The following is a 15,178-nucleotide window of genomic DNA, read 5'->3' on the forward strand; positions in this document are numbered from 1 at the left end:
GAAGGAATATGTTAATACCATCCACCGTTAATTCCTAACACTTGACCGTTGATATAGCTTGAGCGTCCACTTAATAAAAACGACACGAAATTGGCTACTTCCTCCACTGTTCCTGGCCGATTTGCGGGGATCGACTGTATCACACTTTCCACTTCATCATTGGAAAAGTGGTGATTCATATTCGTATCAATGTAACCCGGGCTAACTGCATTCACTTGTACTCCACTTGACCCTACTTCTTTCGCCAAAGCCTTTACGAAACTATTTTGAGCACCTTTCACTGTAGAGTATAGAACCTCATGACTTGCCCCAACTTCACCCCAAACCGAACTTATGAGTATGATTTGGCCATTTTGTTGCTTTGTCATATGGGGAAGAACATGCTTGGCTATTATCCATGGTGCTTTAATGTGTAAGTTAAGCATTTGATCCATTTCTTCACTTTTCGCATCTTGCAACATACCGAATAAGGAAGAGCCACCAGCGTTGACAAACGCATCAATGTTAAAATGCAAACGTTCCATTAACATGTGTGCACCATCATGTTGCGATAAATCTTGTTTCATAACATCCATAATGCATTTGTCTGGTAATTGATGTAAAAGCTCTTGTACGGCTTCTTTATTTGAATTATAATGCAAAACAAGGCGCCAGCCTTCAGCTGCAAGCTGTAAAGCAACAGCTTTACCTATACCCCCACTGGCACCTGTAATTAAACATGTCTTTTCTCCCATATTTTTCCTCTCCAATTACTCAGGTAACACGTAACAAACACTAATTCGGTCTTCTGTAATCCAGTCAGACAAGAACTTTTGGAAATCCTCCACAGTCATTTTATCCAACAGGTCAAAAACATCAAAATAATTTATATCAATTTGGTGGTATTGAATAAATTGGTTTGCGACGGATTCTAATGAGTTTAATGATCGAATTAAATCGCCTAATTTCTTTTTCTTCATCCGTTCAAAGTCTTCTTCTCGAATGGACGATTGCGATATCGTTAATAACATCTGTTTCAGTTCTTCATACAATTCTTTAGGTTTCCGTGAATCACCACCGATAGCACAGAAGCCGAAGGTACTCTCTACATATATTTCATAATCAAATTGATCCTCAATTAAACCTTTTTGGTCTAACTGTTCATAATACTCCCCGCTCTTTGAAAAGAAATAATCGAACACCATGTCTGTCACTAACTTTGTATATAAAATTTCGTTCTTTTCCAATTTAGCAGCTTTTTGTTTTACACCGACCAAACATTTGGAAGTAGATACAGGCATATTTATGATGACTTCTTTTTCAGCTACAGATTCTGGTTCATCTGGATATGACCGTTTTATGTCTTCCGGAGGATCAAAGGACTTTTTCGCTTGATTCCCTTCAATTAACGCCATCATTTCCTCAGGTTGTATCGGCCCCGTTACAAAGAGTACCATATTGGAAGGATGGTAAAATGTATTGTAACAAGTGTATAAGTTCTCTTTCGTAATGTTCGTTATGGATTCAACTGTTCCGGCAATATCAATACGAACAGGATGTTCAGCAAACATCGAACGAATGACCCCAAAAAATAAGCGCCAATCTGGCTGATCATCATACATTTTAATTTCTTGAGCAATAATCCCTTTTTCTTTTTCTACTGTTTCGTCCGAAAAATAAGGGTTTTGAACGAAATTAAGTAATGTATTTACATTTTCATTCACATATTTCGTAGAAGAAAACAAATAAGATGTTCTCGTAAACGAAGTATATGCATTCGCTGATGCTCCTTGTTTTGAGAAAATTTGAAATACATCTCCATCTTCTTTCTCGAATAATTTATGCTCTAAGAAGTGGGCAATCCCATCAGGTACAGTGACAATCTCATCTTCACCGATTGGTGAAAAGGATTGATCAATGGAACCATATTTCGTGGAAAAAATCCCATATGTTTTTTCCATTTCATTTCTTGGGAGCAAAAAAACTTCCAAACCATTGTCTAACGTCTTTCGATATAACGTTTCATCAAATTGATTTAATTTCACACGATTCATGCGAGATCACCCTCATTTGCACTTGTTAAGAAATACGTTGTATCTAATGAAACTTTTTGGCCAACTTTTACAACATCCTCTTTCGTTACCTGTTCAATTTGCTCGAACATCTCGGCAGGTGTAATCGTTTTATCTGATAACACTTGATGGTAATAAAGTTCGATAATCCCAAAGGGATGGTCGAAAGTTTCTTTTAAGGAATGGATGACAAGTTGCTTCGTTTCTTCCACAATTTCATCCGTAAAGTTGCCATTTTTCATATCTTCTACTTGTTCTAATATAATGCTTTTCGTTTTCTCAAAGTTTTCTGGAGCAATTCCACTAAAGACTAGCAATAGTCCTTTATGGCTCTCAAAACGTGAGGAAGCATAGTAAGCTAACGAATGCTTTTCCCGTACATTTGCAAACAGCTTAGAGTGTGGAAAGCCACCCAAGATTCCGTTGTACACTTGTAAAGAAAAATAGTCGTTATCTTTAAAAGTAATTCCAGTACGGAAACCTAAATGTAATTTCGCCTGTTGAAGTTGATCCTTTTCAACAATTTCTTTCGGTTCAGTATTAGATGGAAATTCTACTTTAGCAGGGTTATGCACTGGCTTCCGGGTAAATGAAAAGACATCTTTTACGATATCTTCTGTTTGTCCCTTATCGACATCCCCCAGTATATATACGTCCATTTGATCTTGCTCAATCATCTGTTTATATTCATCATAAAGATTCTGTTCATTGGTATGTTGCAAATCATCTAAATATCCATGAACATGGACGCTATATGGTTCGTTCTCACACATTTCATCAATGAGACGCATGTTAGCATAACTCATTTTTTGATCTTTAATGGATTCTATTTTCTGCTTCAATGTTTCCTTCTCTTTTGCCACAATATCAGTTTGAAAAGCATCATTTTCTGCGAGTGGATGGAACAGTACTTCTTTCACGAGTTGTAACGCGCTTTCCATTAGGTTCTCAGAGGTGTTGAGAAACTTTTCATTAACAAAGTTCATCCGTAACGTGATTAAATGGTTTTCCCCCTTTTTACTGCTATCAATAGATAGTTGGGACCCATATAACTCATCGAGTTTCGTTCGCAATTCTCTTTCAGTAGGATAGTGCTTTGTCCCCTTTTGCATAACAAAAGGGAGTAACGCCCTTTTCGTAGCAGCCTCCTTGCTTAACGGAGCTAAAAACCGAACGAGAATGATCGTCGTTTTAAATTTTTTAGTCGGTACTATATGCAATTTATATCCACTTTGTTCCAATTGATGGTCAATAAGCTCACTCATTGTTGATTTCCCTCCTCTATCCATAACCTATCATTAGCATATCATGAAATTAGAAGAAATATCCTTTAAAACAAACAAAAACTCCGATTATACAACCGAAGTTTTTGGTGAGTTTATCTTGTTCCTTTTACATAAGGTTTACCTAATGCTTTCGGTGCATCGGCACGACCGATAAACCCAGCTAACGCTAATATTGTTAACACATATGGTGCGATTAATAAATATACTTGAGGAACATTAGCAAGAAACGGAATGCTCGATCCTATTACACTTAAACATTGGGCAAAACCGAAAAATAGTGCTGCCCCTAATGCCCCCATTGGATGCCATTTTCCGAATATCATCGCCGCTAACGCCATAAATCCTTGTCCACTAATGGTAGAGTGGGAAAAATCTAAGGCAATTGTTTGGGCAAATACTGCACCACCAAGACCACCGAAAAATCCAGAAAGCATCACAGCAATATAACGTGTTCGAACAACTTTTATTCCCATTGTATCAGCGGCCATTGGATGTTCACCAACAGATCGGAGACGTAGCCCAAATGGTGTTTTAAACAAAACATACCAAACGATAATCGCTAATATAACAGCTAACCATGATGTTATATAGGTCTTTGTAAATAACAAAGGGCCAATAATCGGAATGTCACTTAAGAGCCAAATGTCGCGGGTATAAAAAGGTGCGCTTACCATATCTGTTTGACCTTTTCCATACCATTCTTTTATGGAGAACAAGCCAATTCCTAGTGCTAAAAAGTTAATAGCAACACCACTTACGACTTGATCAGCCCGGAAAGTAATACTGGCAACAGCATGCAGACCAGCAAATAATGCCGAAGCAAATGCCGCGACAACCAGGGATACCCAAGGTGTAAGTCCAGGGCCAAACACTTCTACAAACGTTAAATTAAATACAATTCCTACAAAGGCTCCCATGATCATCAAGCCTTCAAGTCCAATGTTGATAATTCCAGACCGTTCACTTATTACGCCACCTAGGGCTGTAAGGATTAGAGGGGCTGCGAAAAAGAATGCCGTTGGAACAATCGATTGCAACACTTCAAAAAAAGACATTTATTTCCCCTCCTTTTTCATTTGCGAAATTGCCCATCGAATAATGTAGCTTGATGCAACGAAGAAAATAATCAAGGCAATAATAATATCCACTAATTCTGTTGGAATACCTGCTCTTGGCATATTTAATCCACCGACTCCTAGTGCACCAAATAAAGAAGCGGCTAAGACTACACCAATTGCAGTATTTCCGCCTAATAATGCTACTGCAATTCCGTCAAATCCGATATTTGTAAAACCGGACATAACAAACATATTCTGAAATGTTCCCAATCCTTCCATTGCCCCAGCAATACCTGCAAAAGCGCCGGAAATAACCATCGATAAAATAATGTTCCGCCTTACGCTCATCCCTGCATAATTGGAGGCGTGTGGATTATATCCGACAGATCGCAGCTCATAGCCTTGAGCTGTACGATTTAAAATAAACCACATGATAAATGCCATCATAAGTGCAATAATAATACCTAAATGGATGGTAGAATAGCCTGTATATACTTCTAACCACTCATTTCGAAGGGAGGCGGACTCAGAAATTCGCTCTGTTCGATCACGCTTATCTGTTAATACGTTACGTATCATTGAATTCGCTATATATAAAGCTGTGTAGTTTAACATAATCGTTACGATTACCTCATGGACGTGCAAGCGGGCTTTTAAAAAACCAGGGATAAAGCCCCAACAAGCACCGGCTAATGCAGCCGCCACTATTGCCAACGGCAGGTGAAGAATCATTGGCAAATCAAAGGCAATACCTACCCAAACGGATGCTAGCCATCCGACAATAACTTGTCCTTCTACTCCAATATTGAAAAGTCCAGTTCGGAAAGCAAAAGCTACAGCTAATCCCGATAAAATAAGCGGTGTAATCCCACGAATGGTTTCCCCAATAAAATAAATATCTCCAAACGCACCACTTAATAAAGCCCCAAAACCAGATATTGGGTTGTACCCGTTAATAATCATAATAATACTTCCGAACAGTAACCCTAGAAAGACAGATACGAGTGCGACAATAATATTCATATACTTCGTATTATTCGGCATTTGTTTCACCTTCTCTCTGTCTTTTACTTCCTGCCATTAATAATCCTAACTCTTCTTCTGATGTTTCGTTCGGCTTCACTATTGCGACAATTTTCCCTTCATACATCACCGCAATACGATCACTTACATTCATGATCTCATCTAATTCAAAAGAAAGTAGTAATACTGCCCTTTCATTATCTCGTTCTTCAATAAGTTTTTTATGAATAAACTCAATTGCACCAACATCTAGCCCTCGTGTCGGTTGAGCAGCGATTAATAAATCTGGCTCACGGTCCACCTCACGACCGATAATGGCTTTTTGCTGGTTTCCTCCTGACAAGGAGCGAGCTAATGTGTATTCATTAGGTGTTCGAACATCATATTCTTTAATAAGTCTACGCGCCTTACGATAAATCTCTTTATAATTTAAGATGCCATTTTTTGAATACGGCTTTTGATAATATGTTTGTAGAACCATATTTTCACCAATTGGAAAGTCGAGTACAAGACCATACTTGTGACGGTCCTGAGGAATGTGTCCGATCCCCGATTCCGTAACACGTCTAGGTGATAAATTTGTAATATCTTTTCCGTTTAAGCTAATTTTTCCAGAACTAACTGGTCGTAATCCAGTAATCGCTTCAATCAGTTCGGTTTGTCCATTCCCATCGACTCCAGCAATACCTACAATCTCCCCGGCTTTAATATTTAAGTGTAAATCCTTCACCATGTCCACTTTTCGAACGTCTTTAACGTATAAGCTTTGTATAGAAAGAGTAGTATTTTTAGGTTTTGCCTCAGCTTTTTCCGTTTTAAATTCAACTTCCCGTCCAACCATTAATGACGCAAGCTCATTTGGGTTCGTATCCGCTACGTCTAACGTATCAATACCTTTACCGCGACGGATAACCGTACATCGGTCTGCAATTTCCATAATCTCTTTTAACTTATGGGTTATGAGAATAATGGATTTCCCTTCCCGAACTAACGCTCCCATAATATCTATCAACTCTCGGATTTCCTGTGGAGTTAGTACAGCTGTAGGCTCATCAAAGATTAAAATTTCAGCACCGCGGTATAACGTTTTTAATATTTCAACACGTTGTTGCATGCCTACCGAAATATCTTTAATCTTTGCCTTAGGATCAACTTTCAGTCCATATTGTTCGGAAATTTGGCGTACCTTTTCTTCCGCCTTCCGCATATCAAATGTAATACCTTTTTTCGGCTCGTTACCTAAAACGATATTTTCAGTAACAGTAAAAGTATCAACTAACATAAAATGTTGGTGTACCATACCAATTCCGAGATCGTTAGCCACGTTAGGATCGGTTATTTTCACATCTTCACCTTTAACACGAATTTTCCCTTTCTCAGGCTGGTAAAGACCGAACAAAACATTCATTAAAGTTGATTTTCCGGCGCCGTTTTCACCTAATAACGCATGAATTTCTCCTTTTTTCACTTGCAACGTTATATCGTCATTAGCAACAATCCCTGGAAATTCCTTGCGTATGTTTAACATTTCAATAACATATTCCACTCGTCCCACTCCTTTTTCTACATGAAAAAATCATCAAATGAAAAGGCCGAAAGACTATATCTTTTCATTTGGTGATTTTTAAAAGGATAAAAAGGCTAGAACATTGTCTAGCCTTTTCGTGTTCTCTGCTTATAGATCGTTTAGGAACTGATCCAATTCATCATGTGTACTTGGTACTTCCACGTCACCATGTATAATTTTTTCTTTCCAATCTTCTACAGCAGCAAGAATTTCCTCGCTCATTGCTTCTTTGTTTGTATTAGCTACACCTACACCGTTATCGTCGAGTCCGTAGGAAAGAATTTCACCAGCAGGAAAGTCGCCATTCATAGCTCTTTCTGAAAGGTCTTTTACCGCTACGTCTACACGCTTAAGCATGGATGTTAATGTTACGTTATATTCAGTTCCATTAACAGTAATAGAACCTTCTTCATGCTGGTCTTTATCTACCCCAATAACCCAAATATCCGCATCTGGATTATTATTTTTACGGTCTTTTGCTTCAGAGAATACACCGTTACCTGTACCACCAGCAGCGTGATAAATAATATCAACACCGTTATTGTACATGCTGGAAGCGATAACTTTTCCTTTTGAAGCATCATCAAATGCACCAGCATACTTTACTTCTACATCAATGTCTGGATTTACTGATTTTACACCTGCAACAAACCCAGCTTCAAATTTATTAATTAAGTCGAAATCAATTCCACCAATAAATCCAACTTTATTCGTCTTTGTTTTAAGTGCAGCGGCCACACCAGTTAGGAATGAACCTTGATGTTCGCTAAATGTAATGCTTGCCACGTTATCCTGCTCAACGACAGAATCAACGATAGCAAAGTTTGTATCAGGATTTTGACTTGCCACTTCATCAATGGAATCTGCTAACAGGAAGCCAATTCCATAAATGAGATTAAAATCTTGTCGAACAAGTCGATTTAAGTTTGTTTTATAATCTGCAGCACCTTCAGATTGAGCATAATCATAATGCGTTCCTTGTTCTAGTCCGTTCTCTTCACCAAAAGCAGTTAATCCTTCCCAAGCAGACTGGTTGAACGACTTATCATCAATACCACCTACATCGGTTACCATTGCAACGCTGAAGTCGCCATTGTTATCATTGCCGTTATTGTCGTTACCGTTGCCGCTTCCTTCACCGTCAGTAGTGCCGCCACATGCTGCTAAAATAAGTGCAACAGACAGCAACATGGCCATAAGTAAATGCAGTTGTCTCTTTTTCACCTTAATACCCCCATTTTTATGTTTATCCTTAAGCTTCTAAAAAAGCTTAATTTTTATACAAACTCCAGTTGTGTACATACATTTCCAGAGTTAGTAACAATCATTGAAACGAACTGGTAAAACGACTTTATGTAACTGATTCAGATAAAAAAGACAAGAATCTCTCGATATCGACATAAATAATACCACTTATTTCAAAAGAAATAAATAGAATTAAAGAAGTCTGAATATTTTTTTAAAAAAAGCAAACGCCCATTCATGTGGACGTCTGCACTAAGATGTTTTTTCTTCTTCTGCTTTTGACATTAGGACTTGTCTTGGTTTACTACCTTCGTATGGTCCGACAATACCCCGATCCTCCATAGCATCGATTAGACGTGCGGCTCGAGTATAACCGATACGAAACCGTCTTTGTAACATAGATACGCTTGCACTTTGCATGTCTAATACAAGCTGTACCGCTTCATCAAATAAATCATCATCTACCTCTTGAACCACTTCCGACTCTTCTTCAGGAATCATTTCTTCTTGATACTGAGCTTTCTGTTGCTCGATACAAAAATCAACAATACGCTCTACTTCTTCATCAGATAAAAATGCACCTTGGATACGCGTCGGTTTTGATGCTCCTACTGGCATAAAAAGCATGTCCCCTCTACCTAATAGTTTTTCAGCACCACCTGTATCCAAAATCGTACGCGAATCGGTTTGTGAAGAGACACTAAATGCAATTCTCGAAGGAATGTTGGCCTTAATGACCCCTGTAATTACATCGACTGATGGTCTTTGCGTAGCGATAATTAAGTGTATTCCAGCAGCTCGAGCCATTTGAGCTAGTCTCGTAATTGCATCCTCCACATCACCTGATGCGACCATCATTAAATCTGCTAGCTCGTCTATTAATACAACGACGTATGGCAGTAACGGTTGTGTGTCACCTGTTTGTTTGTTATGGCGTTTAATGTATTCATTATATCCTTCGATATTTCTTGTTCCTGTATCCGAAAACAAGTCATAGCGACGCTCCATCTCAGAAACGACTTTCTTTAATGCACGGGCTGCTTTTTTCGGATTTGTTACCACCGGGGCCAATAAGTGGGGAATTCCATTATAAACATTCAATTCTACTTTTTTCGGATCAATCATCATCATCTTCACTTCATGAGGCTTAGCTCTCATTAGAATGCTCGTGATAATCCCGTTTACACAAACACTTTTCCCGCTGCCTGTAGCACCGGCAATTAATAGGTGAGGCATCTTATTTAGTTCAGATGTAACGGCATCACCTGATATATTACGTCCAAGACCGAACAATAATTTTGAATCCTTTTTCACATAGCCTGATTCCAATACTTCACGTAAAGATACCGTGGCGATATCCTGGTTAGGGACTTCAATTCCGATTGCCGATTTTCCTGGGATTGGTGCTTCTATTCGTAAATCTTTTGCCGCTAAGGCTAATGCTAAATCGTCATGTAAATTCACAATTTTACTTACTTTTACACCTGCACTAGGATGCACTTCGTACTTTGTTACTGATGGCCCTACGTGGACTTTAGATACTTTCGCCTTAACTCCGAAACTTTCAAACGTCCGCTCTAACTTACGTACAGTTGCTTGAATTTGTGATTTTTCCTGTTGTTGGGAGTTGTATGCAGGTTCTGTTAACAGATCGAGAGATGGCAATTGATAGTCTTCATTCTCAATTTCTGTTAAAGGTAACCCACTGTTAATCTCCTTATCATCTGTAGTTTCTTCACCAATATCTTGCATCGTTGTCTCGTTTTTACTAGATTCATTCTTCTGTTCTGGCGTTTGGTAAGCTACGTCCGTGAAGTCTTGGATGATAGGTTCAGGTTCAATGACATCATCCTCCCCATTGTCCAGGGTCAGAGTCGTAACTTCCGGCTCCTCATCAACTTCTGACGCTTCATTCTCGGTTAGCAGCTTCTTCGTTTTTCGTTCCAAAATGTATTGTTGAACCTTTGCTTTTATCTCTTCATACTGACGTTCAAGCTTTTTAAATATACTTTTCAGAAGATCACCAAATGAAATATCTGTCAAAAATAATAGGCCAACAAGTACACCGAATACAGATAAAATTTTTGCACCAGCAGGTGAAAATAAATAATATGTAAAAGCGAAAAGAGAGGCTCCTGACAATCCCCCACCTAAAAAGCTATATGCAACATCACCGGCAAGATAGCCTTGAAAGTGATTGAAAGTTGCTTTTAAGATTGAAGGGTCCACAGCCTTATTCATAAGTGGGTCATACACTTCTACATGTGTAAATAAAAGGATAGAAGTGAAGATAATATAAAAGCCAATTAACTTATGTGTAAAAAATTTTGGCCATTGTCGTTTAATCATTAAATAAAACCCAAGTGCAAATAAACAAAGGGAAGGAATAATATACCAAAACCCAAACAATGCTCGAAGAATATTCGTCAAAACCATTGGGATAAATCCACTACCGATAATATGTAAACCACTAGAAAATAAAGCAAGGGAAAGAAAGAGCAGTCCTAATAGCTCGAATTTCACTCCTTTTTTTAAGGAGCGCTTACGTTTTGATCTCTTTTTTGCCATAATGAATTCACCTCGAAATGAGACAAGCAGCCAAAGTATGGCTGCCTTCGTATACAAATTCATTATATCATAGTGGAATTCCTTTTTAGAAGGTTTTCATCAGTATAAAGAAATCCGACTTCCTGGTGTCAGGTTTCCATTCATATAATCATTAGGGTTAGTCGAAAGCACTTGCAATATTTCAAACGAGCCATCTTCTACTTGCATCACTTTGACATACCGGTTGTCGACAGAAACCCATTGGTGCTTTTCATATTCTGTCTCCTCTGTTGGGAAAATATCTTCTTCACTTAACGGGGTGTATAAAATCATTGAATCACTTGCCCCCCACCATTATTTGCCTTATTTTCTTTAATGTATTGATCGAGTTTTTCCATCGCTTCTTTTACTCCACCTATTTCGTCAATCAGACCATATTTGACTGCATCCGTTCCGACTACGTTTGTTCCAATATCACGAGTCAAATTACCTTTTTCAAACATAAGCTCTTTAAATTTTTCTTCACTAATGTTGGAATGACGTTTCACAAAATTAATAACTCGTTCTTGCATTTTATCTAAGTATTCAAACGTTTGAGGAACACCAATGACCAAACCAGTAAGACGGATAGGATGTATCGTCATCGTCGCTGTTTCAGCAATGAAGCTATGGTTTGTTGACACGGCTATTGGCACCCCAATGGAATGCCCCCCACCTAATACGATTGAAACAGTTGGCTTTGACAAGGATGCAATCATTTCTGATATAGCTAATCCTGCTTCTACATCTCCGCCAACAGTGTTTAATAACACAATTAAACCTTCAATTTTTGGATTTTGTTCAATTGCAATAATTTGCGGAATTAAGTGTTCATACTTTGTTGTTTTATTTTTCGGCGGTAACTGGACATGTCCTTCAATTTGCCCAATAATCGGCAATATATGAATATTTGAATCGGGGTTTTGCGGGACTGAAGTTTGTCCTAATTGTTGAATTTTTTGAACTAATGAACTTGGGTTTCCATCCTTTTGGGGATTTTGTTGTTCTTGATCATTATCTTTGCTCATAAACCAGCGCTCCTTTCATACTATCCGTTATTATGTACGAACAACTACATTAGCATTCAGATGGAATCCAATCGATTTACAACCATAAAAAAAACCTTATCACTATTAGTGATAAGGTGTTTATTTCAATTAAGGTAACAATTTTGATAACTTATTTACTTCTTCGTCCGTAAGAGGTACGAGTGGTAAACGCACTCCACCTACGTCAATCCCCTTTTGATTTAGTACATGTTTTACTGGTGTAGGAGAAGGAGCCATAAATAACCCGTTCATAATAGGGAGCAATTCCCTGTGTAATGAAGCTGCTTTTTGATTATCGCCAGAGGTAAAGGCAGCCACCATTTGTTGCATCTCATTTCCAATTACATGGGAAGCAACCGAAACAATTCCTGTACCACCAATAGCCAAGACAGGTAATGTCAATCCATCATCGCCACTATATAAATGGAAATCATTTGACGTTCTTTCAATGATTTCTGCCATCGCATCTAAATTACCACTTGATTCCTTCACTGCTACAATATTGTCAATTGTTGATAACTCTACGATCGTATCAACTGACATGTTTACAACTGAGCGTCCTGGAATGTTGTAAAGCATAACTGGTAACGTTGTTTCATTAGCAATTGTTTTAAAATGTTCAAATAACCCTCTTTGATTCGGTTTATTGTAGTAAGGAGCAACAAGCATAATACCATCTACACCACTACGCTCTGCAACCTTTGATAATTCAATCGAAGCAGCCGTATTATTGCTGCCGGTTCCTGCAATAACCGGAACTCTACCTGCAACCACTTCAACTACTTTTTCAAATAAACGAACCTTTTCATCTTTCGATAAAGTAGGGGATTCTCCAGTCGTCCCTGCAATTACTAATCCTTCCGTACCATTTCGGATTAAATGGTTTACTAATTGTTCTGTTTTGTCTAAGTCGAGATTGTTGTTTTGATCGAACGGGGTTACCATCGCCGTTAACACTTTACCAAAATTCACAATACCGGCTCCTTTCATTCAATTGTTGTTATTCATTGATGTAATTCAAATATTTCGTGTAGCGCGTTTACAGCATCAACTAAGTCCTCTTCATTAATTAACACCCATATTGTTGTATAACTATCTGCCGATTGTAAAATTTGAATACCTTTCTTAGAAAGGGAGCTAACGATTTTTGCTGTAATTCCAGGAACGCCAGTCATCCCAGCCCCTACTGTAGAAACTTTAGCACAATTTTCTGTAACTTCCGGTTCGTATCCTAAGGACCTTAAGACGGAGACAGCTTTATCGGTAGCATCACTTGTTACTGTATAGGTTACACCATGAGGATGAATATTAATAAAATCCACAGATATATTCTCTTCTGCCATTGCAGTAAATACGTGCTGATGGAGTTCATGAACATCATGATCGGTTCGAACTTTAATCTGTGTTATTCCTGATTGATGAGCAATACCCGTAATAAGACGGTCAGGAATGTCGCTCCCTTTATCTTCACTTCGCGCATTCGTTACTAGGGTGCCTTCGTCATTCAAATACGTTGAGCGTACACGAATTGGCACTTCTGCCTGCATAGCGATTTCGACTGCCCTCGGGTGTATTACTTTTGCCCCTTGATACGCAAGGTTACAAATTTCATTATATGTGACGATGGAAAGTGGACGTGCCTTCTCCACAATCCGCGGGTCTGCAGTCATAATCCCATTCACGTCGGTAAATATATCAATCACTTCAGCTTGTAGAGCAGCTCCTAAGGCAGCTGCCGTTGTATCCGAACCACCTCTGCCTATGGTGGTAACTTCTCCATCTTTCGTTTGACCTTGAAATCCTGCTACTACAACCACATCGAACGATTCTAAATCTTTTACAATACGATCTGGATTTACATTTAAAATCTTTGCATCGGAGTATTCATGATTTGTTAAAAAACCTGCTTGTGCTCCCGTCAGTGCCTCTGCTTTATAACCTTTTGCCGCTAACTCATTTGCAAACACAACGGAAGAAATGACCTCACCACAAGACATCAGCAAGTCTTTTTCCCGAGTAGAAACTTTCATGTCTGGTTGTTCAATTAATTGTAGGAGGGAATCTGTAGCATAGGGGTCACCTAATCTTCCCATTGCTGAAACGACGACAACCACTTTGTTTCCATCGTTAACTGCCTGTTGCACATGTGCGATTGCTTGTTCTCTCGTTTCCTTTGATCGAACAGAAGTTCCACCAAACTTTTGTACAACAATCTTCATGAATTCACCTCAAAATTATTTGGATAAACAGTTTTTTTCTATTAATTTTTCTGCGATTTGGACTGAGTTCCAAGCAGCACCTTTTAACAAGTTGTCAGAAACAACCCATAAATGAAATCCGTTAGCGTTATCTAAATCTTTACGGATACGTCCTACAAATACATCACGCTTCCCTTCAGCACTTAATGGTGTTGGGTACGTTTGTGTATCTGGGTCATCTTCCAGCACAACCCCAGGAGCATCTTGTAATAGTGCTTTTAGTTGATCAACATTAACATTATCATCTTCCAGTTCGACATACACGCTTTCAGCATGTGAAGTGAAAAATGGTAGTCTTACACATGTTGCTGCAACAGCTAATGATGGCATATGCATAATTTTCTTCGTTTCATTGATCATTTTCATTTCTTCGAAAGTGTAGCCGTTATCTTGGAACACATCAATTTGTGGCAACGCATTAAATGCAATTGGATAATGGTTCTTATCTCCTTTAACCGGCAACACTTCCGGTGTATAATCCTCATCATTTAAAAATGCTTGTGATTGTTCTTTTAATTCATCAACGGCAACTGTACCTGCCCCAGAAACTGCTTGGTAAGTGGAAACGATAACACGGTTTAAACCGAATGCTTCACGTAATGGCTCCAGTGCCACAACCATTTGGATCGTTGAGCAATTTGGATTTGCTATGATACCATTATGGTTTAATAAGTCGCCTGCATTTACCTCTGGTACGACAAGAGGTACTTCCGGGTCCATACGGAATGCACTCGTATTATCAACTACAACCGCTCCACGCTTCACCGCTTCAGGTGCAAGCTGCTTGGAAATACTTCCCCCTGCAGAAAATAGTGCAATATCAACACCTTCAAATGCCTCAGGAGTTGCTTCTTCTATTTGAATATCTTCACCTTTAAAAGACACCGTCTTTCCCACAGAACGTTTAGAAGCTAAAAGTGATAGTTTTGCAATTGGTAAATTTCTGCCCTCTAACGTTTCTATCATCTTTTGTCCTACTGCACCTGTTGCTCCTACTACTGCTATATGATAGCCATTTGTATTAGTCATATTAACGTTCTCCCTTCCTTGCGTAC

The 15,178-nt window shown here is 38.6% G+C and carries 13 protein-coding genes; all 13 read right to left on the reverse strand.

Annotated elements, in window-relative coordinates:
- Positions 1–11: 11 nt before the first annotated feature.
- A complete protein-coding gene (gene ymfI / locus NLW78_RS06375) occupies positions 12–734 on the reverse strand; it encodes an elongation factor P 5-aminopentanone reductase (protein WP_254496182.1) in 723 nt (240 codons plus the stop codon).
- Between the two features lie 15 nt (positions 735–749).
- Positions 750–2,033 carry an EF-P 5-aminopentanol modification-associated protein YfmH gene (gene yfmH, locus NLW78_RS06380; RefSeq protein WP_254496183.1) on the reverse strand — a complete coding sequence of 428 codons (1,284 nt, stop codon included), beginning with the start codon at positions 2,031–2,033 and terminating at the stop codon, positions 750–752.
- A complete protein-coding gene (yfmF, locus tag NLW78_RS06385; RefSeq protein ID WP_254496184.1) occupies positions 2,030–3,316 on the reverse strand; it encodes an EF-P 5-aminopentanol modification-associated protein YfmF in 1,287 nt (428 codons plus the stop codon). Before yfmF ends, yfmH begins: the two co-directional genes overlap by 4 nt.
- A gap of 113 nt (positions 3,317–3,429) precedes the next feature.
- Positions 3,430–4,392, reverse strand: a complete 963-nt coding sequence (locus NLW78_RS06390; protein WP_254496185.1) for an ABC transporter permease — start codon at positions 4,390–4,392, stop codon at positions 3,430–3,432.
- On the reverse strand, positions 4,393–5,439 hold the full coding sequence (locus tag NLW78_RS06395) for an ABC transporter permease (RefSeq protein ID WP_254496186.1): 1,047 nt from the start codon (positions 5,437–5,439) through the stop codon (positions 4,393–4,395).
- Complete coding sequence (locus NLW78_RS06400) at positions 5,429–6,964, reverse strand: ABC transporter ATP-binding protein (protein WP_254496187.1); 1,536 nt, start codon at positions 6,962–6,964, stop codon at positions 5,429–5,431. The genes NLW78_RS06395 and NLW78_RS06400 overlap by 11 nt, the downstream gene beginning before the upstream one ends.
- A 129-nt stretch (positions 6,965–7,093) precedes the next feature.
- A complete protein-coding gene (locus NLW78_RS06405) occupies positions 7,094–8,182 on the reverse strand; it encodes a BMP family lipoprotein (protein WP_302328494.1) in 1,089 nt (362 codons plus the stop codon).
- 300 nt (positions 8,183–8,482) lie between these two features.
- Positions 8,483–10,798 carry a DNA translocase FtsK gene (locus tag NLW78_RS06410; protein WP_254496189.1) on the reverse strand — a complete coding sequence of 772 codons (2,316 nt, stop codon included), beginning with the start codon at positions 10,796–10,798 and terminating at the stop codon, positions 8,483–8,485.
- A 99-nt stretch (positions 10,799–10,897) separates the two neighbouring features.
- Complete coding sequence (locus NLW78_RS06415; RefSeq protein ID WP_254496190.1) at positions 10,898–11,110, reverse strand: YlzJ-like family protein; 213 nt, start codon at positions 11,108–11,110, stop codon at positions 10,898–10,900.
- The gene (locus tag NLW78_RS06420) at positions 11,107–11,844 is read right to left on the reverse strand and encodes a ClpP family protease (protein ID WP_254496191.1); all 738 of its coding nucleotides are present in this window, start codon (positions 11,842–11,844) and stop codon (positions 11,107–11,109) included. Before NLW78_RS06420 ends, NLW78_RS06415 begins: the two co-directional genes overlap by 4 nt.
- Positions 11,845–11,973: 129 nt before the next feature.
- On the reverse strand, positions 11,974–12,837 hold the full coding sequence (dapA, locus tag NLW78_RS06425) for a 4-hydroxy-tetrahydrodipicolinate synthase (protein WP_437181950.1): 864 nt from the start codon (positions 12,835–12,837) through the stop codon (positions 11,974–11,976).
- A 32-nt stretch (positions 12,838–12,869) separates the two neighbouring features.
- Positions 12,870–14,084, reverse strand: coding sequence for an aspartate kinase (gene dapG, locus NLW78_RS06430; RefSeq protein WP_254496193.1), 1,215 nt, complete (start codon positions 14,082–14,084; stop codon positions 12,870–12,872).
- Positions 14,085–14,099: 15 nt separating this feature from the next.
- The gene (locus NLW78_RS06435; RefSeq protein ID WP_254496196.1) at positions 14,100–15,152 is read right to left on the reverse strand and encodes an aspartate-semialdehyde dehydrogenase; all 1,053 of its coding nucleotides are present in this window, start codon (positions 15,150–15,152) and stop codon (positions 14,100–14,102) included.
- Positions 15,153–15,178: the final 26 nt, after the last annotated feature.

The organism is Salirhabdus salicampi, assembly GCF_024259515.1.
Taxonomy (GTDB): domain Bacteria; phylum Bacillota; class Bacilli; order Bacillales; family Alkalibacillaceae; genus Salirhabdus_A; species Salirhabdus_A salicampi.

Bases quoted from the DNA above. Each gene is read 5' to 3' on its own strand.
- yfmF (WP_254496184.1), bottom strand. From the start codon at position 3,316: ATGAGTGAGCTTATTGACCATCAATTGGAACAAAGTGGATATAAATTG.
- NLW78_RS06415 (WP_254496190.1), bottom strand. From the start codon at position 11,110: ATGATTTTATACACCCCGTTAAGTGAAGAAGATATTTTCCCAACAGAG.
- NLW78_RS06435 (WP_254496196.1), bottom strand. From the start codon at position 15,152: ATGACTAATACAAATGGCTATCATATAGCAGTAGTAGGAGCAACAGGT.
- NLW78_RS06405 (WP_302328494.1), bottom strand. From the start codon at position 8,182: ATGGCCATGTTGCTGTCTGTTGCACTTATTTTAGCAGCATGTGGCGGC.
- yfmH (WP_254496183.1), bottom strand. From the start codon at position 2,033: ATGAATCGTGTGAAATTAAATCAATTTGATGAAACGTTATATCGAAAG.
- NLW78_RS06410 (WP_254496189.1), bottom strand. From the start codon at position 10,798: ATGGCAAAAAAGAGATCAAAACGTAAGCGCTCCTTAAAAAAAGGAGTG.
- dapG (WP_254496193.1), bottom strand. From the start codon at position 14,084: ATGAAGATTGTTGTACAAAAGTTTGGTGGAACTTCTGTTCGATCAAAG.
- NLW78_RS06420 (WP_254496191.1), bottom strand. From the start codon at position 11,844: ATGAGCAAAGATAATGATCAAGAACAACAAAATCCCCAAAAGGATGGA.
- NLW78_RS06390 (WP_254496185.1), bottom strand. From the start codon at position 4,392: ATGTCTTTTTTTGAAGTGTTGCAATCGATTGTTCCAACGGCATTCTTT.
- ymfI (WP_254496182.1), bottom strand. From the start codon at position 734: ATGGGAGAAAAGACATGTTTAATTACAGGTGCCAGTGGGGGTATAGGT.
- NLW78_RS06395 (WP_254496186.1), bottom strand. From the start codon at position 5,439: ATGCCGAATAATACGAAGTATATGAATATTATTGTCGCACTCGTATCT.